The organism is Streptomyces sp. WY228 (assembly GCF_019287315.1).
GTDB lineage: Bacteria > Actinomycetota > Actinomycetes > Streptomycetales > Streptomycetaceae > Streptomyces > Streptomyces caviscabies.
Map to the genome: position 1 here is coordinate 5,573,470 of NZ_CP079114.1, position 23,305 is coordinate 5,596,774.

The 23,305-nt window shown below is 72.6% G+C and carries 18 protein-coding genes; 11 read left to right on the forward strand and 7 right to left on the reverse strand.

Features of this window, described 5'->3' with window-relative positions; genetic code table 11:
- Nucleotides 1–79 precede the first annotated feature (79 nt).
- From KV381_RS24540 to KV381_RS24550, 3 genes are all read left to right on the forward strand, one after another.
- Complete coding sequence (locus KV381_RS24540; protein ID WP_030630797.1) at nt 80–517, forward strand: NfeD family protein; 438 nt, start codon at nt 80–82, stop codon at nt 515–517.
- Between the two features lie 44 nt (nt 518–561).
- Nucleotides 562–1,653 (forward strand): SPFH domain-containing protein, encoded by a 1,092-nt coding sequence (locus tag KV381_RS24545; protein ID WP_030082727.1) that lies wholly within the window; start codon nt 562–564, stop codon nt 1,651–1,653.
- A 123-nt stretch (nt 1,654–1,776) separates the two neighbouring features.
- A complete protein-coding gene (locus KV381_RS24550; protein WP_030082729.1) occupies nt 1,777–2,388 on the forward strand; it encodes a hypothetical protein in 612 nt (203 codons plus the stop codon).
- Nucleotides 2,389–2,588: 200 nt separating this feature from the next.
- On the opposite strand, the gene KV381_RS24555 is transcribed toward KV381_RS24550, so the two are convergent.
- From KV381_RS24555 to KV381_RS24565, 3 genes are all read right to left on the reverse strand, one after another.
- Nucleotides 2,589–2,837: an SCO4226 family nickel-binding protein gene (locus KV381_RS24555; protein ID WP_030082731.1), complete on the reverse strand. Its 249-nt coding sequence runs from the start codon at nt 2,835–2,837 to the stop codon at nt 2,589–2,591.
- A gap of 74 nt (nt 2,838–2,911) precedes the next feature.
- On the reverse strand, nt 2,912–5,650 hold the full coding sequence (locus KV381_RS24560) for a glycosyl hydrolase family 65 protein (protein ID WP_218786280.1): 2,739 nt from the start codon (nt 5,648–5,650) through the stop codon (nt 2,912–2,914).
- Between the two features lie 146 nt (nt 5,651–5,796).
- Entirely contained in the window at nt 5,797–6,912 is a 1,116-nt protein-coding gene (locus KV381_RS24565; RefSeq protein ID WP_256995147.1) for a threonine synthase, read from the reverse strand.
- Nucleotides 6,913–7,152: 240 nt separating this feature from the next.
- On the opposite strand from KV381_RS24565, the gene KV381_RS24570 reads away from it, so the two are divergent.
- Nucleotides 7,153–8,745: a S8 family peptidase gene (locus KV381_RS24570; protein ID WP_030082737.1), complete on the forward strand. Its 1,593-nt coding sequence runs from the start codon at nt 7,153–7,155 to the stop codon at nt 8,743–8,745.
- 123 nt (nt 8,746–8,868) lie between these two features.
- On the opposite strand, the gene KV381_RS24575 is transcribed toward KV381_RS24570, so the two are convergent.
- A complete protein-coding gene (locus KV381_RS24575; RefSeq protein WP_098024605.1) occupies nt 8,869–10,278 on the reverse strand; it encodes a glycoside hydrolase family 18 protein in 1,410 nt (469 codons plus the stop codon).
- Nucleotides 10,279–10,562: 284 nt separating this feature from the next.
- Here KV381_RS24575 and KV381_RS24580 point away from each other — a divergent pair, with 284 nt between their 5' ends.
- The 5 genes from KV381_RS24580 to KV381_RS24600 all read left to right on the forward strand — a co-directional run bounded on the left by KV381_RS24580 (nt 10,563) and on the right by KV381_RS24600 (nt 15,697).
- Nucleotides 10,563–11,315, forward strand: coding sequence for a GntR family transcriptional regulator (locus KV381_RS24580; protein ID WP_030082741.1), 753 nt, complete (start codon nt 10,563–10,565; stop codon nt 11,313–11,315).
- Between the two features lie 237 nt (nt 11,316–11,552).
- The gene (locus tag KV381_RS24585; RefSeq protein WP_030082742.1) at nt 11,553–11,753 is read left to right on the forward strand and encodes a hypothetical protein; all 201 of its coding nucleotides are present in this window, start codon (nt 11,553–11,555) and stop codon (nt 11,751–11,753) included.
- 185 nt (nt 11,754–11,938) lie between these two features.
- Nucleotides 11,939–12,343 carry an NUDIX domain-containing protein gene (locus KV381_RS24590; RefSeq protein ID WP_181007895.1) on the forward strand — a complete coding sequence of 135 codons (405 nt, stop codon included), beginning with the start codon at nt 11,939–11,941 and terminating at the stop codon, nt 12,341–12,343.
- Nucleotides 12,344–12,471: 128 nt separating this feature from the next.
- Complete coding sequence (locus KV381_RS24595) at nt 12,472–12,915, forward strand: ATP-binding protein (protein ID WP_030082744.1); 444 nt, start codon at nt 12,472–12,474, stop codon at nt 12,913–12,915.
- Between the two features lie 214 nt (nt 12,916–13,129).
- Entirely contained in the window at nt 13,130–15,697 is a 2,568-nt protein-coding gene (locus KV381_RS24600; protein WP_030082745.1) for a SpoIIE family protein phosphatase, read from the forward strand.
- A gap of 18 nt (nt 15,698–15,715) precedes the next feature.
- Here KV381_RS24600 and KV381_RS24605 read toward each other — a convergent pair whose 3' ends face one another.
- Both KV381_RS24605 and KV381_RS24610 read right to left on the reverse strand, forming a co-directional pair.
- The gene (locus KV381_RS24605) at nt 15,716–16,429 is read right to left on the reverse strand and encodes a PspA/IM30 family protein (protein WP_030082746.1); all 714 of its coding nucleotides are present in this window, start codon (nt 16,427–16,429) and stop codon (nt 15,716–15,718) included.
- Between the two features lie 73 nt (nt 16,430–16,502).
- A complete protein-coding gene (locus KV381_RS24610) occupies nt 16,503–18,602 on the reverse strand; it encodes a TPM domain-containing protein (protein ID WP_050504992.1) in 2,100 nt (699 codons plus the stop codon).
- A gap of 428 nt (nt 18,603–19,030) precedes the next feature.
- Here KV381_RS24610 and KV381_RS24615 point away from each other — a divergent pair, with 428 nt between their 5' ends.
- Together KV381_RS24615 and KV381_RS24620 are read left to right on the forward strand one after the other, a co-directional pair.
- Entirely contained in the window at nt 19,031–20,593 is a 1,563-nt protein-coding gene (locus KV381_RS24615; protein WP_218786283.1) for a glycosyltransferase, read from the forward strand.
- Nucleotides 20,594–20,601: 8 nt separating this feature from the next.
- Nucleotides 20,602–22,110 (forward strand): DUF6056 family protein, encoded by a 1,509-nt coding sequence (locus KV381_RS24620; protein WP_218786286.1) that lies wholly within the window; start codon nt 20,602–20,604, stop codon nt 22,108–22,110.
- 101 nt (nt 22,111–22,211) lie between these two features.
- Here the strand turns inward: KV381_RS24620 and KV381_RS24625 are convergent, their stop codons facing one another.
- Entirely contained in the window at nt 22,212–23,213 is a 1,002-nt protein-coding gene (locus KV381_RS24625; protein WP_193464311.1) for a glycoside hydrolase family 6 protein, read from the reverse strand.
- Nucleotides 23,214–23,305: the final 92 nt, after the last annotated feature.

Sequence of the window (23,305 nt, forward strand, 5' to 3'; positions counted from 1 at the left end):
AGATCGGGCGGGACAAACGGTTCCCTGCGGGGTCTGAAAGGGTAGTAGGTGAGTAAGTCCCCAAGGGGAGGCTGATTCGATGCCGTGGTTCGCATGGTTGCTCGCCGCCGCGGCGCTCGGCACCGCGGAGTTCTTCACTCTGACCCTGGTTTTCGGGTTGCTGGCCGGAGCGGCGCTGGTCACTGCCGTCGTGGCCGGTGTGGGCATCGGCCTGCTCGGGCAGCTCGTGGCGCTCGGTCTGGCGTCGGCAGCGGGCCTCGCTCTCGTACGCCCCGTCGCCCTGCGGTACATGGACCGGACGCCCCTGACGCGCGAGGGCAGCGATGCGCTCATAGGCAAGCGCGCCGAGGTCATGCAGGAGGTCACCGCGACCCATGGGCTGATCAAGCTCTCCGGTGAGGAATGGACCGCCCGCGCCCTCGACGAAAGCCATGTGATCCCGGTCGGAGCGCTGGTGGACGTCATGGAGATCGAAGGCGCCACAGCGGTCGTGTATCCCCGTGAGCTCCTTCCGTGAACGGCTGGACACGTCTTCCGTAAGCGAGCAGCGAAGGAGGAAGCATGGATCCGGTGGTCATCCCGATTCTCGTGGCGGCGCTCGTCGTGGTTTTTCTCGTGGCCGCGACCGTGCGGATCGTTCCGCAGGCGCGCCGTTACAACATCGAGCGGTTCGGCCGGTATCGCAGAACGCTGCAGCCAGGCCTGAATTTCGTCCTGCCGGTGGCGGACCGGGTCAACACCAAACTCGATGTGCGTGAGCAGGTGTATTCGTCCGACCCCAAGCCGGTGATCACCGAGGACAACCTCGTGGTCAACATCGACACCGTGCTCTATTACCAGATCACCGACCCGAGGGCGGCGGCCTACGAGGTCGCCGACTATCTGCAGGCCATCGACCAGCTCACCGTGACCACCCTGCGTAACGTCATCGGCTCCATGGACCTGGAGGGGACGCTCACCTCGCGTGAGGAGATCAACGCCCGGCTCCGTGCCGTGCTCGACGACGCCACCGGGAAGTGGGGCATCCGGGTCAACCGGGTCGAGATCAAGGCGATCGATCCGCCGAACACCATCAAAGAGGCGATGGAGAAGCAGATGCGGGCCGAGCGTGACAAGCGCGCGGCCATCCTGCACGCCGAGGGTGAGCGGCAGGCCAAGATCCTCACCGCGGAGGGCACGAAGCAGAAGGACATCCTGGAGGCACAGGGCACGCAGCAGGCCATGATCCTGCGGGCCGACGGTGAGTCCAAGGCGGTGGAGCTCGTCTTCCAGGCCGTCCACCGCAACAACGCCGACGCGAAGGTGCTGGCCTACAAGTATCTGGAGACGCTGCCGCATCTGGCGCAGAGCGACAACAACACGTTCTGGGTCATCCCGGGTGAGCTGACCGAGGCGATCCGTACGGTCACCACCGCGTTCGGCGACCAGTCGGCGGCCGCGGGTCCGCCGGTGGCCGGGCAGCAGGACTCCGCCGCCGACGTCGCGGACAGCGACAAGGACAACGTCGGCGTTCCGGAGATCGAGCCGAACTCGACGCTCGCGCTGGATGCCGTCGCCGCCGCCGACGAGGCCGCGAAGCAGGCCGCCGCCGCGGTGAGCGACGCGAAGGCCGAGGCCGAGGCGGCGGGAGAGACGCGGCTGCCGGGGCGGTAGACCCTCCGGCCCGGATCGATGAGGCCCGGATCGATGAGGCACGGATGAGGCCCGGATGAGGCCGGGACGAGGTCCGGACCTGCGGACCGTCGGTGGACGGGCGGGTGCGTGGACAATGCGCGCATGGATGTTGTCCGGATACTCCAAGCCGCGTCGCTGCTGGTGCCGGAGGGCGTCGCCACCGACAACGACGTGACCGCCTCCGATGTCTGGGACCACCTCGCGCACGACGAGTGGGAGGTGGCGCTCGATCTGCTCCAGGAGCTGGGCGACGCATGGACCGCGCCCGTGGGCTTCTGGGGCGAACTGGCGCACGCGGCAGAGGCGTTGGGGTTCGAGCGGAGCCGGGAGTGGTGCTGGTGGCGGGAGACGGAGACGCGGTCCGGTGTCCTCCGGGCCGACCTGGCCCTCCTGCCCGCCGGCGAAGGGCCCCGGAGCACCCCGATTCCCGGTGGCGGGGTGCTGCGCCCGATGTGGGACACCGGCGGGCGGCGGCCCGACGGTGCCGCCGTGCTGGACATCGCCCGGGTGTGGGTCGAGTTCGCGCGGGAGCTGGCGCCCGGCGCCCGGGCCCCGGTGCGGCTGCTGCCGTTGGACCCGGTGCGGTGGACGCACCTCGTGCCGGGTGACCGGATCACGTTGTACGAGAACGCCCTCCCCGGCGGCACGGCGACGGTCCTGGAAGTGCGGCCTCCGGAGGAGCGCCCTCCGAGAGTGCGGCCTCCGACCGGGTAGGCCGATCAGCCGCCCGGGCAGACGGCGGGACGGTCCGGCGGTGCCCGTCGGCGGCGCCAGGGGCGGGCCCGGTCACACGGTCCGGCGGCGCCAGGGGCGGGCCCGGTCACACGGTCCGGCGGCGCCCGGGGCGGGCCCGGTCACGCGGTCCGGCGGGCACCGCGTGACCGGTCACACTGCCGACGGCACCGCGCGCCTCGTCACACCTTCAGCGGCACCGCGTGGATCTCGTCCGCCGCGTGGCCCGCGCGTTCGTGGATGCGCTGGACCGCTTCCGCCGAGGGGCCCGTGGACAGGCAGTAGACCGTGCCGGACTGCGGGTCGGCCCAGGCGCGCTCGAAGTGGACACCCTCCTCCTTCTCGATCGCCGCGTCGGCCTCATGGGCTTCCTTCAGCTGCGCGGACGTGATGCCCTTCATGCCTCGGTGGACATCCATGTACATGCCCATGGCTCGTACACCTCCAGATGTTCGGTTGTCGCCCCTTCTTCCATGCTCCACCTGATGCGGGGTTCGGGCGCGTCCTACCGCCCTGCCGTCCCCACCCGCAGCTCGGCCACCCCCGCCGGCTTCTCCGGGTCCTCCGAGCGGACCGTCACCCGGACCTTGCGGGCCGTGTCGCCCGCCAGATACGGGCGCCAGAAGCGGCCGTCGACGGAGGTCTCCACCGTGTGGGAGGCGGGTGGTACGTCGCTCCAGACCGGGGTCACGGAGGTGAGCCGGAGCGGCCGGGCGCCCAGGTCCACCGTCAGGGATCCCGACGCGCCGTCCGGGGACCAGGACGTCGCCGGGGCCCCGTCCACCGCCGCCTCCGCGTACAGGCCCGGGGTCTCGGAGGTCGCCGTCACCGGGCGGCAGCGCGCCGCGTCGGCCGTCGGGGTCAGGTCCGGGCGGCGGGTGGGAAGCGTGAGGGACGAGGACAGCCGGCGCGGCCCCTGTGCCGTGTGGACCGTGAACGGGGCGCCCGAGATCAGGCGGACCGTGGTCGTCCGGGGGCCGATCCCGACCTCGTACACCGCGTCCCGGTACCGCAGGCCCTTCAGCGTGACGCCCTCGCGCAGCTGCGGCGGCAGCGTCGGGGCCAGGCGGACGCCGTCCTCGCGGAGGCGCAGGCCCGTCAGGCCGTGGGTGAACACCTGGAGGAAGCCGCCCTTCCCGGTCAGGAAGTCCTCGGCCGGGAAGCCGGACAACGGATCCTCGGCCCCCGACTTCTCGCCGCGCGCCTCGGAGAACAGGTCGTACGGGCCCCGCATGAAGGGGCGTACCGCACGCTGGAGATACGTGTACGTCGAACAGCCCGGCTCACCGGTCTCCGCCGCGTCGATCGCGTGCACCGAGTCCGTCATCGCGGGTCCGTCCGGGTCGGTGCGCGCCGCGTAGTAGTCCAGGGTGGCCGCCGCGGCGCCCGGCTCCATCGGCCACTCCAGCGGGTAGGTCAGCAGGACCGTGTCCGCCTGCTTGATCGTGGAGCCGTTGTAGCCCGCGTACTGGAGGTAGACCTTCTTCTCCGCGTCGTACGGGATGCGGAGACGGTCCGCGACCCGGTTCCAGCCGGCGGGCGGGGTCCGGCCGAGGAGGCGGGCGGCGCGGGTCGCGTTGCGCAGGGCCGTGGCGGCGACCGCGTTGGTGAAGACGCCGTCGTCGACGCCGTTGCTGTACTCGTCGGGTCCGGCCACGTTCGTGATCGAGTAGCTGCCGTCCGGGTTCGCCGTGGCGCGCGACTGCCAGAAGTCGGCGATGCCGCGCAGCAGCGGCCAGCCGCGTGCCGCCAGCCAGTCGCGGTCGCCGGTGGCGAGGTAGTACTGCCAGACGGCGAGCGAGACGTCGCCCTGGAGGTGGTTCTGGGTCAGGCAGTGCGGCGGGTCCACGCTGTGGCACTCGGAGTCCAGCCGGCCCCGGCTCGCGCTCGTCCAGGGGTAGAACAGGCCGTCGTGGCCCAGCTTCTCGGCGTTCGCGCGGGCCGCGTCCCGGGTGCGGTAGCGGTACTCGACGACCGAGCGCGCCAGCTCCGGGCGGGTGGCGAGCAGCCCCGGGAACATCCACGTCTCGGCGTCCCAGAACACCAGGCCCGCGTAGTTGTCGCTGGTCAGACCGGCCGGGGCGATGCTGTCGGAGGAGCCGCGCCGGGTGCTCGCCAGCAGTCCGTACTGGGCCGAGCGCAGCCAACCCTGGAGCTCACGGTCGCCGGGCACCAGCACATCGGCGGACCAGGCCTCGCGCCAGGCGGCCTCGTTCGCCGCGAAGACCCGGTCCCAGCCGCGCCGTGCCGCCCGGTGCGCCGCCTCGCGGGCGTCCTCGGCCGGGGTGCGGGAGGTCAGGGCGGTGTCGACGCCGACGTACTTCTCGAAGGTGTACGTCCGGCCCGCGCGGACCGGGGTCCGCCTCGGGGACGTCCGGGCGTCCGGCCGCAGCGTCTCGACCACGCCCGAGCCGCGCCGCATCGCCTGCGCCACGGCCCCCTCGACACCGGTGCCGAGCGTGCGGAACGTGCCGTCCTCGCGGAGCGTGATCCGGCGTGCGCCCCGGCCGTCGAGCCGGCCGGTGACGGTCGCGGTGCCGCTCCAGCGCGGGGTCATCCGCAGGCGTACGGCTCCGGTGTGGACGTCGGAGCGGTCGGCCAGGACGTCGTAGGAGAGGTCGGTCGCCCGGCCGTCCGCGGTCGTCCAGCGCAGTGAGGTGCGGACGAGGCCGCAGCTGAGGAAGACCGTCTGGCGGTAGTGCGAGATCCGGCCGGCCGGGGTGTCGGTGCCGAGGGTCTCCTCGCCGACGCGCACGTCGATGCCGGTCCAGCTCGGCAGCGCGGCGATCACTTCGCGGCCCTCGGTGACGGCCTTGTCCCGTGCGTAGAGGCCGGAGACGAAAGCGCCGTCGTAGCGCGGTGTGTAGAGCGGCCAGCCGGTCTTCTCGCCGGTGGCCGCGTATCCGGCGCCGGTGGCGGGGACGCGGTGGCCGAGATAGCCGTTGCCGACGTACGGGTCGTAGCCGCCCGCCTCGCCGAAGCGGGTGGACGTCGGGGACCAGGGGGTCCCGGGCGCGCCCGGACCGTCCGTCCGGCCGCAGGCGGGCACGGCCGTGGCCGGGGAAGCGGCCGGAGACGGGCGCGGGGACGCGGTCGGGCCCGGCGCGGGGGAGGCGGACGGGTTTGCCGGGCCCGGCAGCGGTACGGGGCCGGGGGACCCGGCCGCGCCGGCTGCGGGCGTCGGCGGTGCGATCAGGGCGGCCGCGACCAGGGGTGCGAGGACGGAGATACGCGAGAGGCTCACGGTACGAAGGTAGGGACGCGGCGGCCCGGCCGACGGTCACGCCGCGCACACCCCGCGTACCCACCCCGCACCGGGCGTCCGCCGGACGGCCGGATGGAGCAGGAGGGCGGGCTCGGCGTCCGTCGGGGCAGGGCGCACCCCGCCCCTCACCCCGCCGCCATCCCCGTCTTCAACCCCGCCCCGCACAACGGCACCACCACGCTGCCCCCGGCCGTCCCACCGCCCCCGTCCCGTACCGCCGCCCAGCACGCCACCCCCGTCGTCTCGACGTAGAAGCCGCGGGACGCCAGGTCCTGCTGGGCCGCGCGGATGTGGTCCTCCGGCACCGTCAGGAACGTGCCGCCCGAGGCCCGTACCGCTGCCAGGATCTGCCGGGCGCGCGGTGGGCGCGGGATCGCGATGCCCTCCGCGAGCGTGGGGGCGGACGGCGCGGCCGGGGCCGCCGGGGGCAGGTCGTCCAGGCCCGCGTGGAAGGCGGCGGCCAGCGGGGAGACCGCCTCGGCCTGGACGGCGATCAGGCGGGGGCGGGTCTCGATCAGGCCCAGCGCGTGCAGTTCGGCGATGGCCAGGGCCGCGCCCAGCAGCAGGGTGCCGTTGCCGACCGGGACGGCCAGCGCGTCCGGCAGCCGGCCGCCGAGCTCCTCCCAGAGCTCGTACACGTACGTCTTCGTGCCGTGCAGGAAGTACGGGTTGAAGACGTGCGAGGCGTAGAAGACCCCCGGTTCGTCCGCCGCCGCGCGGGCCGCCAGCGCGGTCGCCTCCCGGCCGCCGGGGACGGTCACCAGGTGCGCGCCGTGGGCCCGGATCTGCTCGGTCTTCTTGGCCGACGTGCCCTCGGGGACGTACACCGTGCACGCGAGCCCGGCCCGCGCGCAGTACGCGGCGACGGACGTGCCCGCGTTGCCCGTGCTGTCCGCCACCACCCGGTCCGGTCCCAGCCGCCGGGCCAGCTCCACCAGCAGCACCGCACCGCGGTCCTTGAAGGACAGCGTCGGCATCAGGTAGTCGAGCTTGGCCGAGACGGTGTCCGTGAGCGCGACGAGCGGGGTGCGGCCCTCGCCCAGGGAGATCGTCGGGGTGGCGAGCGGCAGGAATTCCTCGTAACGCCACAATGAATCGGCCCGCACGGAAAGCGCGTTCGGCGCGACGCCCCGCACGGGGGTGAAGTCGAGGTCCCAGGGGCCTCGGCAGACCGGGCAGCACCAGGTCAGGGCGGTGGTCTCGGACCGGGTCCCGTCCACCGGGCAGTGATAGGTCGTCATGTCCGCCAGCATGTCAGGCATATGGCAGATGAATGGCGTGCGTATGGCATGCCCCAACGCACCCTTGTGAGTTCGCCATGGATCGGTCAATCTTTCGCTGGCAGCAGGGCATGCGGTCACCGGAGGACGCAGAAACCGGGGCGTTCCGATGGCTGATTTGTCATGCCCCTGTCGGGAGTCGTCATGCGGCTCCGGGCACCACCCCCCACCAGAGCACCGCCTATGAGGAGGACCCCTCACATGTCAGTGACGCGTCACACCCCCCAGGCCCGTCGAAGACTCGCCACGGCGACCGTCATAGCCACCGCAGCCGCCGTCGCGCTCGCCACCGCCTCCGCCCTTCCGGCGACCGCGGCCGAGCGGGCACCCGAAGGCGTGATCGAGAACGCGGGCGCTCCGGGCGTCATCAGCAACAGCTACATCGTGACCCTGAAGGACTCGGCGAAGTCCGACTCCGCCCAGGGCAAGGCCCTCGCGAAGAAGTACGGCGCGAGCATCGAGCGCACCTACCGCTCGGCCCTCAACGGCTACGCGGTCGAGGCCTCCGCCGCCGAGGCGAAGAAGTTCGCCGCCGACCCGGCCGTCGCCTCCGTCTCGCAGAACCGCACCTTCACGGTCGACGCCACCCAGACCAACCCGCCCTCCTGGGGTCTGGACCGCATCGACCAGAAGAACCTTCCGCTGGACCAGCGCTACACCTACCCGGACAAGGCGGGCGAGGGCGTCACCGCCTACGTCATCGACACCGGTGTACGGATCAGCCACAGCGACTTCGGCGGCCGGGCCTTCAACGGCTACGACGCCATCGACAACGACAACGTCGCGCAGGACGGCCACGGCCACGGCACGCACGTCGCCGGCACCGTCGCGGGCACGGCCCACGGTGTCGCCAAGAAGGCGAAGATCGTCGGCGTCCGCGTGCTGAACAACAGCGGCTCCGGCACCACCGCGCAGGTCGTCGCCGGCATCGACTGGGTGACGGCCAACGCCGTCAAGCCCGCCGTCGCCAACATGAGCCTCGGCGGTGGCGCGGACTCCGTGCTCGACGCCGCCGTGAAGCGGTCCATCGCCTCCGGCGTCACCTACGCCGTCGCGGCGGGCAACGAGTCGACCGACGCCTCCACGAAGTCCCCGGCGCGCGTCCCCGAGGCCATCACCGTGGGCTCGACGACCAACACCGACGCCCGCTCCAGCTTCTCCAACTACGGTTCCATCGTGGACATCTTCGCGCCCGGTTCCTCGATCACCTCGACGTGGAACACCAGCGACAGCGCCACGAACACCATCTCCGGCACGTCGATGGCCAGCCCGCACGTGGCCGGCGGCGCCGCCCTCTACCTCGCCGAGAACCCGTCCTCGACGCCCGCGCAGGTCTCCGCCGGTCTCGTCGCCGCGGCCACCACCGGGGTCGTCGGCAACCCGGGCAGCGGTTCGCCCAACCGTCTCCTGAACGTGAACACGGGCACCACCAACCCGCCGGACCCGGACCCCAAGAAGTTCGAAAACACCACCGGGTACCCGATCAACGACAACGCGACCGTCGAGTCGCCCGTCACGGTCACCGGCGTCGCCGGCAACGCGCCCGCCGCGCTGCAGGTGCCGGTCAACATCTCGCACACCTACATCGGTGACCTGAAGATCGACCTGGTCGCACCGAACGGCACCGTCTTCAACCTGAAGGCGTACGGCTCCGGCGGCAGCGGCGACGACGTGGTCACCACGTACACCGTCAACGCCTCCTCCGTCGCCGCCAACGGCACCTGGAAGCTCCGGGTCAGCGACAACTGGACGTACGACACCGGCCGGATCAACAGCTGGGGCCTGCACTTCTGAGCCCGCACCGCTGAACCTCCGAACGGCTGAGTCATAGGCACCAGGCACAGGACCGGGCACCATGCACAGGCCGGGGCGGTCGCGTCATGCGACCGCCCCGGCCCTGTCCGTCGGTCCGTCGGGTCAGCGGCGGTTGAGCCCGCGGTCGACCGCGGTGATCAGCTCGCCGTCCTCCGTGTCCCCGTCCAGCGACCAGAACATCGCCCCGCCGAGGCCCTTGTCCCGGACGTACGCGGCCTTGGTGCGCAGGACCTGCGGGTCGTCGTACGTCCACAGCGTGGTGCCGTCGAACAGCCACGCGTGGCCGTTCCGCACATCACGGTGCACCTGGTACGCCCCCGAAGCGGCCAGCTGCTTGAGGACCTTGTAGTCCTCGTAGCCCGCCGCCCAGGTCGCCGGAGCCGGGGCCGTGGCCGGCTGGCCCATGCCCCTGCCGCCGCCGCTCACTCCGGTCCAGCCCTGACCGTAGGTCGGCATGCCCACCACGAGCTTGTGCCGGGGTGCGCCGCGGCGGACCCAGTCGCGTACGGTCCGGTCGACGCTGAAGTCGTTCTTCGCGTACAGGGCCGACTGCTGGGCCGTCTTCTTCTCGCCGGAGACGTGGTAGTCGTAGCCCTGGAGGTTGACGAAGTCGAAGTCCTTCATGAGGCGCTTCACATCGAAGCCGGCGTCGATCGCGGCCGGGTTGGCCGGCACGTACGCCGAGAGGTCGTAGTGCTTGGGCTTCGGCTTGCCGTGGCCGTGCCCCTTGCCCTTGGCCGCCTTCTCCTCGGCCTTCGCCTCGCTCTTCGCGTGGGCGTCGAGCTGGGTGCGGAACTCGTGGATCAGCGCGGTGAAGTTCTTCTTGTCCTCCGGGCGGAAGACGGTGCCCTCGTTCGCCGCCGAGCCGGGCCACTCCCAGTCCACGTCGATGCCGTCGAAGAGGCCGGCCGCCGCGCCGTCGCCGCCGCGCGCTCCGTCCACCGGGAGGTTGCCCTTGATGTACAGGTCGACGCAGGAGGCGACGAGCGCCTTGCGGGAGGCCGCCGTGCGGACCGCGTCGGAGAAGTGGGTGGACCAGCTCCAGCCGCCGAGCGAGATCATGACCTTGAGGCCGGGGTGCTTGGCCTTCAGCTCGCGCAGCTGGTTGAAGCTGCCCGCCAGCGGCTGGGTGTCGGTGTCGGCGACGCCGTCCACCGAGCTCGCCGCGTCGAACGGACGGGCGTAGTCGGCCCAGGCGTCGGCCTGGCCGGGGATGTTGCCGGTGAAGCAGGTGCCCTCGGCGCTGACGTTGCCGAAGGCGTAGTTGATGTGGGTCAGCTTGGCCGCGGCCCCGCTGGTGTCCAGGTCCTTGACCTGGAAGTCGCGTCCGTAGACGCCCCATTGGGTGAAGTAGCCGATGCTCTTGTACGCGGGCCGGTGGTGGCCCTTGTCGCGGTCGCCGCCCTTGCTCCGGTCGTGGCCGGCGCTGGCCGTGGCCGCGGGCGCGACGCCCGCCAGCAGGGCCAGCGAGACGGCGGCGATGGTCATTCGGGACAGGCTTCTTCGGCGCATGAGGCTCGTTCCTGTGCGTGATCCGGTGCGTGGTCCGGTACGGAGAGAAAGCGGACGGAAAAGCGGGAGCCGTGCTGTGCACAGGAAGGTATTGGTCTGGACCAAAAATGGTCAAGGGTAGGGGAGTTGCCGGAGAACGTCCGGGAAGAATCTGGTAACCGGGCTCGATGTATGCCGGGGCCGCCACAAGATCATCACATTGGGTGAAACTCTGGCCCATGCTTGCGGTGCACAACCCACGGTTGTCAGGCTGTCGCAGACTGTCAACCTGTTGGGAGTGGCCTGTGACTTTCGGTGAGCAGCCCGCCTATCTGCGCGTGGCGAGCGATCTCAGGGAGAAGATCGTCAACGGCGCGCTGCCGCCCCATACCCGCCTGCCGTCGCAGGCCCGCATCCGGGAGGAGTACGGGGTCTCGGACACCGTCGCCCTGGAGGCGCGGAAGGTCCTGATGGCGGAGGGGCTGGTCGAGGGGCGTTCCGGCTCCGGCACCTATGTGCGCGAGCGCCCCGTCCCGCGCATGATCGCCCGCTCCGGCTACCGGCCGGACAAGGGGGCCAGTCCGTTCCGGCAGGAGCAGACGGCCGAGGGGGCGCGCGGGACCTGGGAGTCCCGCAGCGAGCAGGAGGGGGCGAGCCCCGAGATCGCCGGACGGCTGGGCATCGAGCCGGGCGACCGCGTGATGCGCACGCACTACGTCTTCCGGGAGGGGGGCGAGCCGATCATGCTCTCCACCTCCTGGGAGCCGCTCGCCGTCACCGGCCGTACGCCCGTGATGCTGCCGGAGGAGGGCCCGTTGGGCGGTTGCGGGGTGGTCGACCGGATGGCCGCGATCGATGTCGTCGTGGACAACGTCGCCGAGGAGGTCGGCGCGCGCCCGGGGCTGGCGGAGGAGCTCCTGGCGCTCGGCGGTGTGCCCGGCCATGTGGTCATCGTCATCGGGCGTACGTACTACGCCTCGGGCCGGGCCGTGGAGACGGCCGATGTGGTGGTGCCGGCCGACCGGTACCGGGTCGCGTACCACCTGCCGGTGCGATGAGGTGAGATGACGGCCCGTCGGACCCGGTGAGCGGTGCCGGCCGGGCCGATGGGGGATGTTGATGGGTCATGAGGGGGCGCATTCTTCTGATGCGCCCCTTTCGTGATGGCCGGATGTGTATCTCTTTGTGTAAAGCCGCCTGCACTGAGTGAAGGTCAGGCGTACGCTCGGGCATATGCGTACTGCGGTTTCCTGGGGATCCTTAGAGACGTGCACGCCGGTGGGGAGAGGGGCGATATGCGGGGGAGCGGCACGATGAGCGACAGCGGCGCCGTGCTCCCTTGGCAGGTGATACGGCAGGACGACGGCGGCAATCGCTATCGCGTGGGCAGGTACGCCACGCAGGCCGAGGCGCAGAAGGTCGCCGACGGCCTCGACCACCGCCACCGTCACCAGGTCTATCGGGTGGAGCGCGTGGGCCAGGGCAACCGGCCCTGACGTGACGGACGGCCCCGTGGGGCCCCGGGAGGCGGAACGGCCTCCCGGGGCCCCACGGGCCTCCCGGAGTGCCTGTGCGCCCGCGTGCGCCCGCGTCGCGCTTGTGCACGCCCGCCGCCCCGGACGGTAGGGTCCCGCCCGACCGGGGGCGCGGAAGCCGCCGGAGGTGCGGCGAGCGGGGCGGAGTGATGGCGGTGCTGATCGACACGGTGGCGTGGGTGCGGATCGAGGGCGGCAGGATCCTCTGCGCGCGGCCCCGGGGCAAGGACGTCTTCTACATCCCGGGCGGCAAGCGCGAGGGTGCGGAGACCGATCTGCAGACCCTCCTGCGGGAGATCGAGGAGGAGCTGACGGTCGGCCTGATCCGGGAGACCGTCGTCCACGCCGGTACGTACGAGGCCCCCGTGGACGGCCGGCCCGACGCCGCGGTCGTACGGATGAGCTGCTACTACGGCGACTACCGCGGCACGCTCGCCGCGAGCAGCGAGATCGAGGAGATGGCGTGGTTCTCCTTCGCCGACCGGGCCCTCGTGCCGCCCGTGGACCAGCTGCTCTTCGACGACCTCAAGGCGGCGGGCGCGCTGACCTGATCACCTGCGCCCGTCTGCACTCTTATGCACCAAACGGCACGTTGTGCGGTAGTAAGCAATAAATGGTGGGTATGGGCTGTTTAGTCCCCATTTACTCATGTGGGTGCGCCCGTGGTCGTCCCTGGGAAGTGATCGGCGTGATCGAGACCGAAGGCGACTGCGCCGAGTGGACCTTCCCGGCCGAACCGGGCTCCGTGCGCAGCGCCCGGCACGCCGTCCGGGGCGCTCTGGGCTCGTGGGGGCTCGACGCGGCGGTCGGTGATCTCACGGTGCTGCTCGTCAGCGAACTCGTGACCAATTCCCTGCGGTACGCCTCCGGGCCCATCGGCGTACGGTTGGTCCGCTCGAACCCCGACGGGGACCTCCTGCTCGCCGACCGCCCTCCCGCCGCCCCCGGACTGCGGGTGGAAGTCTCCGATCCGCTTCCGGATCCACCCACCGAACGCAGTGCGGGACCCGACGACGAGGGCGGCCGGGGACTCCAGCTCGTGGCCTGTTCCGCACGTCGCTGGGGGACGCGTCGGGGAAAGAGCGGCAAGACCGTGTGGTTCGAGCTGGCTCTCCCTGGTTAGGAGAGTGGAGGGACGCACAGCGATCACCAGAGGTCGGGCAGAACCTGGCTGAAAGGGACTGAGACCTTGCTGTGATCGTGAACGCCGTGTCGGTCGGGGCCGTAGTGCTGAATACTGCGGGCAGGACCGGTCCGGTGTGTGAGCTGGAGGGGACGGTCGCGTGAGCGAAATACCTGGGACAACGGGCGATGTCGTCGGGACGGCCGGCGATGTCGTGTGGCAGAGCAGCCCGCCCGGCTCGATCTATGACTACATCAGGGTCGCCTCCTTCTCGATCGGCCCCGACGGCCTGATCGAGCAGTGGAGCAGCCGGGCCGCCGGTCTGTTCGGCATGACCTCGACCGAGGCGATCGGCCGTGACCCGGTGGAAGCCTTCATGCCCTCCGAGCTGCGCTCGGACGGTCACCGGCAGGTCGGCGAGATCCTCGACGGCAAGGAGTGGACGGGTCTCGTCCCGTTCCGGATGCCGGGCGAGGGCGGGGCGCACGGCGTGGCCGAGGTCTATGTGATGCCGAGTCTGACGGGCCGTGGCGAGCGGGCCGCGCTCTGCATCGTCGTGGACGTCCGGGCGCTGCGGCGCATCGAGACCGACCTCGCCGCATCACAGGCCATATTCGGCCAATCTCCTTTCGGCTTCGTGCTGTTCGGCACGGACTTCGCCGTCGTCCGGGCCAACCAGCGCTTCGCCACGGTCTTCGGCGGCGCGGCCGAGGACCACCGGGGCCGCACGGTGGAGGACTATCTCCCGCGCGCCGAGGCCGACCGGCTGTCCGCCACCCTGAAACGGGTCCTGGAGACCGGGGAGTCGGTCACCGACCTCCAGCTCGTCGGCACCGCCCCCGGCACCACCGACCGCCGCCACTGGTCCATGAACCTCTACCGGGTGCACAGCGGAGCCGGCCGCCCCGTCGGCATCGCCGGCCTCGCCACCGACGTCACCCGCCGGCACATCGCCGCCCGCGAGGCCGCCAGCGCCCGCCGCAACCTCGCCCTCCTCAACGAGGCCAGCGCCCGCATCGGCAACTCCCTGGACCTGGAGACCACCGCCCGCGAACTCCTCGACGTGGCCGTCCCCGGCTTCTGCGACCTCGCCACCGTCGACCTCTACCAGGGGCTGCTCACCGGCGAGGAGGCCGCGCCCGGCAGTTGGGCGCCCGCGCACCGCGAGTCCGCCGGAGGCTCGGCGGAGCTGCGCCGGGTCGCCCACGCCAGCGCGGTCGCCGACGCCCTGCCCACCGCCGTGGCGGGCAGCGGGCCCCCGGGCCCGGACGACCTGCCGCCCGCGCTCGGCTCCGTCCACCGCTTCCCGTTCGGCTCGCCCTGCGCCATGGCGCTCCGCTCCGGCCGGGTCGAGGACGTCCCCGGCGACGAGATGGGCTTCGTGCAGTCGACGCTCGCCGTGCCGATGGTCGCCCACGACACCGTCGTCGGCCTCGTCCAGTTCTCCCGTACGAAGGGCAGCGAGCCCTTCGGCGAGCGCGACCGGGCGCTCGCCACCGAACTGGCCGCCCGCGCCGCCGTCTGCATCGACAACGCCCGCCTCTACCGCCGCGAGCACGAACGCGCCCTGATCCTCCAGCGCAGCCTGCTGCCCCCCGGCGACCCCGAGGCCGCCGGGCTCGACATCGCCTGCCGCTATCTGCCCGGCAACACCGCCACCGAGGTCGGCGGCGACTGGTTCGACGTGATCGAGCTGCCCGGCCACCGCACCGCCCTCGTCGTCGGCGACGTCATGGGCCGCGGCCTGCGCGCCGCCGTCGCCATGGGCGAACTGCGCACCGCTGTAAGGACCCTGGCCCTCCTCGACCTGGAGCCGGCCGAAGTGCTCTCCGCCCTCGACGAGGTCGCCCGCGGCCTCGGCTCCCCGGGCGGCGGCGAGCGCAGCGAGGGTCTCGGCGGCAGCGGCGGGGCGCAGTGGCCCTCGCGCGCCGCGCAGAAGTCCCGCGAGGCCGACCTCTCCGAGGTGTATCTCGCGACCTGTGTGTACGCGGTCTACGACCCGGTCACCCGGCGCTGTACGTTCGCCAACGCCGGGCACATGCCCCCGGCCGTCGTCGAGCCCGGCCGGCCCGCCCGGCTCATCGACGTACCCCCCGGCATGCCGCTGGGCGTCGGCGGTGAGCCGTTCGAGGAGGTCGAGGTCGAGCTGGCCGAGAACGCCCTGCTCACCCTCTACACCGACGGCCTGGTCGAGTCCCGGGACCAGCCGCTGGACGAGGGCCTGGAGGCGCTGCGGGAGGTGCTCACCGGTCCGCAGATGGAGCTGGAGGACGCCTGCGACCACGTCCTGAGCACCCTGGACACCCGGCACGGCGAGGACGACATCGCCCTGCTGATGGCCCGTATCCAGGGGCTGCCCGCGGAGGCGGTGGGCGACTGGACGCTGCCGCGCGAACCCCGTTCGGTGGGCCGCGCCCGTGAGCTGGCCCGCACCCAGCTGCTCGCCTGGGACCTCGACGACCTGGTCGACACCACCGAACTCCTCGTCAGCGAACTGGTCACCAACGCCCTGCGCTACGGCGAGGGCGAGATCCGGCTCCGGCTGCTGCGCGACCGCACCCTGGTCTGCGAGGTGTGGGACGCCGGACTCGTTCAGCCGCGCCGCCGCCGCGCCCGCGACACCGACGAGGGCGGGCGCGGCCTCCAGCTGGTCGGCCTGCTCAGCGCCGCCTGGGGCTCGCGCCGTACCCCGCGCGGCAAGACCGTCTGGTTCGAACTGGCCCTGCCGGACGGGGCCCCGGCCGCCGAACTCTCCGTGGAGCAGCTCCTGAGCATGTACTGACCCGGGGCAGGGCCCGCGTCAGGCGCCCGTCTTCAGGGCCGCCAGCCGGGCCTCGACCTCCGCGCTGGCGCCCAGGCTGTCCAGCTGCTCGAACTGGGCGTCCAGCGAGGAGGCGGCCAGCTCCTGCTTGCCCAGCGCCTTCGCCTCCTCGCGCCGCACCTTGTCCTCGAAGCGGCTCAGCTCGCTCGTCGGGTCGAGGACGTCGATGTTCTTCACCGCGTCCATCATCTGGTTCTGCGCCTGGGCGGACTTGGCGCGCGCCACCAACTCGTCGCGCTTGGCCTTCAGCTCGGAGAGCTTGGCCTTCATCTGGTCGAGACCCGTCTTCAGCTTGTCCACCACCTCGGACTGCGAGGCGATCGTCGGCTCGGCCGTCCTCGCCTCCTGCTCCGACTGGAGCTGACGGCCCAGCGCCACCTTGGCCAGGTTGTCGAACTTGTCGGCCTCCGCCACCGACCCGGCGCCGCGCAGCTCGTCCGCCTTCCGGCTGGCCGCCAGCGCCTTCCCGCCCCACTCGGCCGCCGCCTCGACGTCCTCCTTGTGGTCCTGCTCCATCAGCCGGAGGTTGCCGATGGTCGACGCGACGGCCTGCTCGGCCTCCGCGATGTTGTTCGTGTAGTCCCGGATCAGCTGGTCCAGCATCTTCTGCGGGTCCTCGGCCTGGTCGAGGAGGGCGTTGATGTTGGCCTTCGCGAGCTGGGTGACGCGGCCGAGGATGGTCTGCTTGGTCATGGGATCGCTCCTTGGAGGTCGAGATCGCTGGTAAAGGTGAGGAGATACGGGAGAGCGGATGAGGACCGGTCGTTCAGAAGCGGCCGCCACCGCCCCGGCGCCCCCGGGTGCCGCCCCCGCCGAAACTGCCGGGGCTGCCGCCGAAGCCGCCGGACCGGCCGCCTCCGCCGAACCCGCCGCCGTAGCCGCCGCCCATGCCCCCGCCCCGGCCGCCGCCCCCGAACAGCCCGCCGAGGATGATGCCGCCGAGCACCGCCCCGCCCATGCCGCCGCCCCCGCCCCGCATACCGCCGGGCCCCTGCATCCCGCCGAAGCCGCGGACGTCCTGCTCCGCCAGGCTCATCGCCTGCCGGGCCAGCGCGTCCGCCTGCTGAGCCTCGGCCAGCGCGCCCTGCGCGTCCGTGCCCGACAGCTCCCGGGCCCGCTCCCACCGCCGCTGCGCCTCCGCGAGCCGGGTCCTGGCCTGGCTGCCGACCGCGCCCCGGTTGGTCGTGATGTAGTCGGCCGCCGCCCCGATCGCGGACCGGGCGGTGAGCATCGCCTGATCGAGGAGGGTGCGGGCCTTCGCCGCGCCGCGCTCCTGGTCCCGGGCGCCCGCCAGCGCCTCGTCCAGGGCCGCGTCCGCCTCCTCCACCCGGCGCAGCGCGTCGATCGGGTCGTACGGTCCCGCCGCCGTCGCGGCCCGTACATCGGCGAGCACCGCCTCGGCGCGGGCGATCCGGCCGCGCAGATCGGCGGTGGACGCACCCTCGGCGGTCCCTCCGAGCAGCCCGCCCGCGTCCGCGAGGTCGGTCTCCGTCTCGGTGAGCGCGGCGGGCAGCCGGCGCGCGGCCTCGCCCAGCTCCGCCGCCCGCCGGTCCACCGAGTCCAGCAGCGTGCCCGCCTGGCCCACCGCGCCCTCGGCGGCCCGGATGTAGACCGCGGCCCGGGAGTTCTCGCCGCCGTCGACCGCCGTACGGGCCTGCTCCACGGCCGAGGCCGCGAAGACGAGCCGGTCCCGCGCCTGCTCGACGTCGCCCGCCACGGGCGTGGCCGCGCCCTCCCCGTACCGCTCGCGCAGCCCGGCGACGCCCGACTCGGCCGTCGCGACCCGTCCGGCGAGCTCGCGGTGCGTGGCGTCCACGGTGGCCAGGGCCTCGGGAGCGGTACGTTCCAGGGCGCGCAGCCGGTCGAAGTCCTCGGAGACGGTGTCCAGACCCTCGTTGGCCGCCGCGCAGCGCGTCAGGATCTCCTCCAGCATCCGGCGGCGGGTCGCGTCGTCCTCGGGGAAGGCGTCGTCGAGCTGCTGGCGCAACCGGAACGACCGCGTCAGCTCCTCCTTCGCCCGCGCCACCGCCTCGGTGAAGGGCTTCGCCGCCTCCTCGCCGAACTGGGCGGTCGCGAAGCCGAGTTCCTCCTCGCTGGTGCGTACCGCGTCATCGGTGTCCACCAGCACCTCCTTCGCCCGCGCGTCCAGCTCCGGCAGCGGTGTCGGCGGCTCCGGCGCACCGCCCGCCCCCGCGCCCCGGCCCCAGCCGGTGGCCGCCGGGGTGGTGCGGGTCGTACTGCGCCGCTTGCGCCGGGCGTATGCGTACGCGGCGACCGCGCCCACGCCGCCGACGACGGCCACCGGCAGGATGAAGTCGCGGGCGCCGCTGGAGCCGGAGTCACCCGTTCCGGGGTCGGCGGGTCCCGGGGTGATCGCGGGAGCGGTCACCGGGCGTCCGGCCAGGACGGAGGCGTAGCCGTCGGCCGCGCCGATCGCGGCCCCCGCCCAGTCGTTCTCCCGCAGCGCGGGTTCGATCGCGGTGTTCGCCACGTCCCGCAGCTGGGCGTCGGTGAGCGGGGAGCCCGCGTCGACGGTGTAGGCGTACTGCCGGTCGTGGGTGGCGACGGAGAGCAGCACGTCGTCCTGGCCCAGACCGTTGCGATCGGCGGTCCCGTCGCTCCAGGCCTGCCCGGACCGGCCGGAGAAATCGCGTACGTACACCACGAAGAGCTGGATGCGCTCGTCCTCGTACAGCCGGTCGAGGGCGTCCTCCACCTGCGCCGTCCGGTCGCCCAGCGCGCCCACCCGGTCGGTGATCTGCCCGTCCCGCGACAGCTCGACGGGGTCGTCGGCGCGGGCGGGCGTGGCGGCGGGCAGCACCAGCCAGCACACGGCGGACAGCGCGGCGAGCAGGCCGATGAGCAGACCGGCAGGCAGACCGGCGGTCGAACCGGCGGTCGGACCGGCGGGCAGACCGGTCGGCGGGCCGGTGCGCCGGGCTCGGCCGGGCCCGGCGCTCCGGGGCCGCGGCGATCGTGGAAATATCACCTTTGCGAGGCTATGTGCGCTTTTTGGCCCCCGCGACCCGACGTTCTGCCGGCCGGCGTCGGCTGTTCGCATGAAAGGCCGCACGAAAGAGGTCGCCCCGCGCGTGTGCGGAGAGGCGGTGGCCGCCGCCCGTCGTCAGATGGGGCGACGTGGCGCGTTCCGGGCCCGGCGCCGGAGGCCGGTGGCGCCGCGCCGGTCAGGCCCGGCCCCACGGAAGGGTCCCGTCCCACGGAAGGTCCCGTTCTCCGGGAGGCCCGGTCTCCTCGGAAGCGTCCCATGAGAGGCCCGAAGTCCGGAGGTGGCGTGTGACTGGCCTTCAGCTGTCGGTCGTCGTGCCGTGCTTCGACGAGGCCGAGGTGATCGAGGCCTTCCACGCCGCGCTGGTCGGCGTCCTGGACCCCCTCGGCGACAGCTTCGAGATCTGTTACGTCGACGACGGCAGCCGGGACCGCACCCGGCTGCTGCTGAACGCCCTCGCCGCCCGCGACCCGCGCGTCCACTACACCGCCTTCAGCCGCAACTTCGGCAAGGAGGCCGCCATGCTCGCCGGACTCCGGATGTCCTGCGGGGCCGCCGTGGTGATCATGGACGCCGACCTCCAGCACCCGCCCGAGCTGATCCCCCGCATGCTGGAACTGCACCGGCACGGCTACGACCAGGTCATCCCGCGCCGCGACCGCACGGGCGAGGGCCTGCTCCGCAGCACCCTCAGCCACACCTACTACGCGCTGGTCCGCCGCTGCATGGACGTGGAGCTCATCGACGGTTCGGGGGACTTCCGGCTGCTGTCGCGGCGGGCGGTGGAGAGCGTGCTGTCGCTGCCGGAGAGCAACCGCTTCTCCAAGGGGATCTTCTCCTGGATCGGCTTCGACACGGTCACCTTCCGCTACCGCAACAGCGAGAGGGTGGCGGGCCGCTCGAAGTGGGGCAGCAGACGGCTGCTCAACTACGGCATCGACGGACTGCTCTCCTTCAACAACCGCCCGCTGCGCCTCGCGATCTACACCGGCTTCTGGGTCTTCGTCTCGGCCCTGGTCTACGCCCTGTGGACGATCGCGCGGGTGGTCCTGCACGGCGTGGACACCCCCGGTTACGCCACCCTCCTCACCGCCGTCGTCGCCCTCAGCGGCATCCAGCTGGTGACGCTCGGCGTCATCGGCGAGTACGTCGGCCGCATCTACCACGAGGCGAAGCACCGCCCGCCGTACGTGGTGCGGGAGACCGACGCGACCTGCCGGGCACTGCCGGGCGGCCCGCCGTCGCGCCCGCGGCTCACCGGCGGCCCGGCCGAACGGACGGCGACCGCCACCGCCACTGCCACTGCCACCGCCACGGCGACCCCCACCGCCCGAGCCCAGGCCCCCGCGACCGTCGTGAACGCGCCCAGCCGGTCCCGTACCGTCCGCCAGTTCGGCAGTTTCGTCCTCATCGGCTGCGTGAACACCGCCGTCTACCTCGGCGTCTACGCCTCCCTCAATCTCTGGATCCCCTATCTGGCCGCCCATGTCATCGGTTACGCGGTCAGCATCGTGTGCTCGTTCCTGCTCAACTCCTACGTCACCTGCCGGACCCGGCCGACCTGGCACGCGTTCGTCCGCTATCCGCTCTCCGGCCTGGTCAACCTGGTGGCGTCCGGTGCGCTGCTCCACGGCGCGGTCAGCGGGCTCGGGATGGACAAGAACCTCGCCGCGCTGGCGGCCGGCGTCCTCGTCACGCCGGTCTCCTTCCTGCTGGCCCGGTGGGCGATCACCTCGGGCCGGCAGGCCAGGCCGGCTTCCGTGCCGGAGGCCGTCGAGGTCCCCGCCGAACCGCCGCCCGTCCGCCCGTCGCCCGCCCCGCTGCCCATCCGCTCGCGCCAGGACCGGTGAGGCCCGCGATGTCCGACGACGCTCCCGTAATCGCTGAGAACCCGCGGGGCGAGGACGCGACGGCGGCGGTACGTGCCGGGCGGCAGCGCTCGGACCGCCCCTGGACCGCCCTCTGGGTGAGCGCCCTCGCGCTCCCGCCCCTCGCCCTGCTCGCCGCGGCCTCCTGGTTCGGCCGGTGGGTGCGGCCCGGCGCCGACGACTGGTGCTTCCTGCCCGTCGTCCGGGACGACGGCGTCACCGGCCTCGTCGGGAAGTTCTACTTCGACGACAACGGGCGGGTCGCCAACGCGCTCCTGGTCGGCGCGTACGCGAAGTTCCAGCTCGCGGGCCACCAGTGGTTCCCCCTGGTCAGCGGAGTGCTGGTGCTCGCGGTCCTCTGGACGGTGGCGGTCCTGGCGCTGCGGAGGGCGGGCCTGCGCACCCCGCGCGGCCTGGCGCTGCTCCTCGCGGCGATGACCACGGCGCTCTTCCTGTTCGCCACGCCGAACACGTACAAGACGTTCTACTGGCCCGCCGCGTCCGTCTCGCACACGCTGCCGCCCGTCCTGGCCTGCGCCGCCCTGATCCCGCTCCTGCTCGCCCGCTCCCGCCGGGGCCGGATCCTCGCGCTCGTCGTCGCGGTGCTCGCGGGGGCCTTCCTCGCCACGCTGTCCGAGGAGACGGCGATCGTCGTGGTGACGGTGCTGCCGGCCGCGCTCCTCCTGTCCGGCCGGGTCGTGCCCGCGCCCGACCGGGGGTTCGTCCGGCGGTGGTGCGCGGCGGGCATCGCCGGGACGGCCGCCGGGGCCGTCGTCCTCATCACCTCACCCGGCTCCCTGAGCCGCAGGGAGCGGTTCGGCGCGGAGACCGCGTCGCTGCTCGCCTCCGACTCCCTGGCCGCCTCGCTGCGCGCGTTCGCCGAGATCACCGTCACCGTGGTCACCACCTGGCAGTACACCGGCGCGGTCGCGGCGGGCGTACTGCTGGGCCTGCTGTGCCGCCGGGCGGACGGGACCGCACCCCGCCCGCCGGCGCACTGGTCGCTGCTGACCACCGCCGGGGTGCTGGTGCTGCTCGTCTCCGGCTACCTCTGCACGGTGATCGCCTACCCCGTGTTCGGCGACCGGCTGAGCGACGCGAGCGCCAACCGGCTGTGGAACGACTACCTCCTGCTGTACGTGATCCTCCTCGTCGGCCTGGGCACGCTGCTGGGCCTGGCCGTCCGCCGGTACGCCCACCGCACCGCCCCGGCGAAGGCGGTGTGCGCCGCGCTCTGCGTCCTGGTCTGCGTCGGCCCGGCCATCGCCCTGACCGACCTGGAAACCGCGATGCGCGCCCGCGCCGAGAAGTGGGACGCCCAGGACCGCCGGCTGCGCGAGGGCGCGGCGAACGGCGAACGGGTCCTGCCGTACGAGCGCCTGGTGATCAGTCAGATGCTGGAGCCGTTCAGCCGGGGCGGCAGCCGGTACTGGCCGGGCGGCTGCGTCGCCGAGCTCTACGGCCTGGACCGGGTCACGGACGGGATCGGGAACCGCTGAGGGCGGGACGGGGCCGCCGGTCAGCGCAGGCTCGACGGCCCTCCGCAACTGGCCCCCTTTCTGACGAAGGGGCGCGTCCACCGGCGAAGGGCCCGCCGACCTCAGTACCCGTAGATCATCTTGTACGCGACCTCCGGCAGGAACTGCCCCGCCACCGAGCCGGTTCCGACCCCGCAGTCGCCGTCCGACTCGCCCGGGGTCTTCAGCCACAGCAGCATCTCCGCTCCGCCGCCGGTCTGGCTGACCGCTCCCGTCCTGCGTCCGCCCGGGTTGCACCACGCGCCGTCGGAGCCGTTGCCGTTGCGGCTCGTGTCGATGACGTACGGCTTCGTGTAGCCGTAGGACGCCGACAGGGAGCTGTTGATCGCGTTGCCGTACGCGGAGTTCTCGCCGGTGCCGTAGTAGTTCGAGACGTTCAGCGAGAAGCCGTGCGCCTGGCGGGCTCCCGCGCCGTCGAGGTGCTGCGCCATGGTGGCCGCGCCGATCCAGGCCGGGTTTCCGGCGTCCAGGTAGGTCCAGGTGTTGGGGGCCTGTGCGCTGAACTGGGCGAGCGCGTCCCTGAGCATCGTGTTGCGCTCGTCGATCTGGGCCTGGGTCAGGCAGCTGAAGTCGCCCAGCGAATCGGGCTCGATGACCACCAGCGCGGGCCGTGCGCCGATGGCCGAGGCGAAGGCGGAGATCCAGGCGTGGTAGGCGCTCGGGGTGCCCGCGCCGCCGCCGGAGTGGCCGCCGCAGGCGTCGCGGCCGGGGATGTTGTACGCGATCAGGACGGGCAGCTTGTCGGCGGCGTCGGCGGCGCCCACGTACGAGCCGACCGCCGCCCCGATGTCGCCGCTCCAGGAACCGAACCACCGGGCCATGGGGTGCGCGGCGATGTTGTCGCGGATGGCGGCGGCGCGCCCGTCGCCGGGGTTCGCGGCGGCCCAGGCGGCGGGCGTCGAGCCGGGGTCGGTGTAGAAGCCGCTGGTCATGCCGATGGGGTCGGCCTGTGCGGTGGTGGGGGCGGCGGTGACGTCGGCCGCGGTGGCCTGTTGGCCTGCGCCGAGGGGGAGGAGCAGGCAGGCGAAGGTCGAGGCGACGAGCGTACGCAGAAGTCTCTTCACGAGTGCGGCCCTTCTGTGGGAGCGCTCCCAATCGTCGACGGCGGCTCGGAGGCGGGGAGGGAAGCGCGGGGGTGGGGGGGGAGGTGCGTACG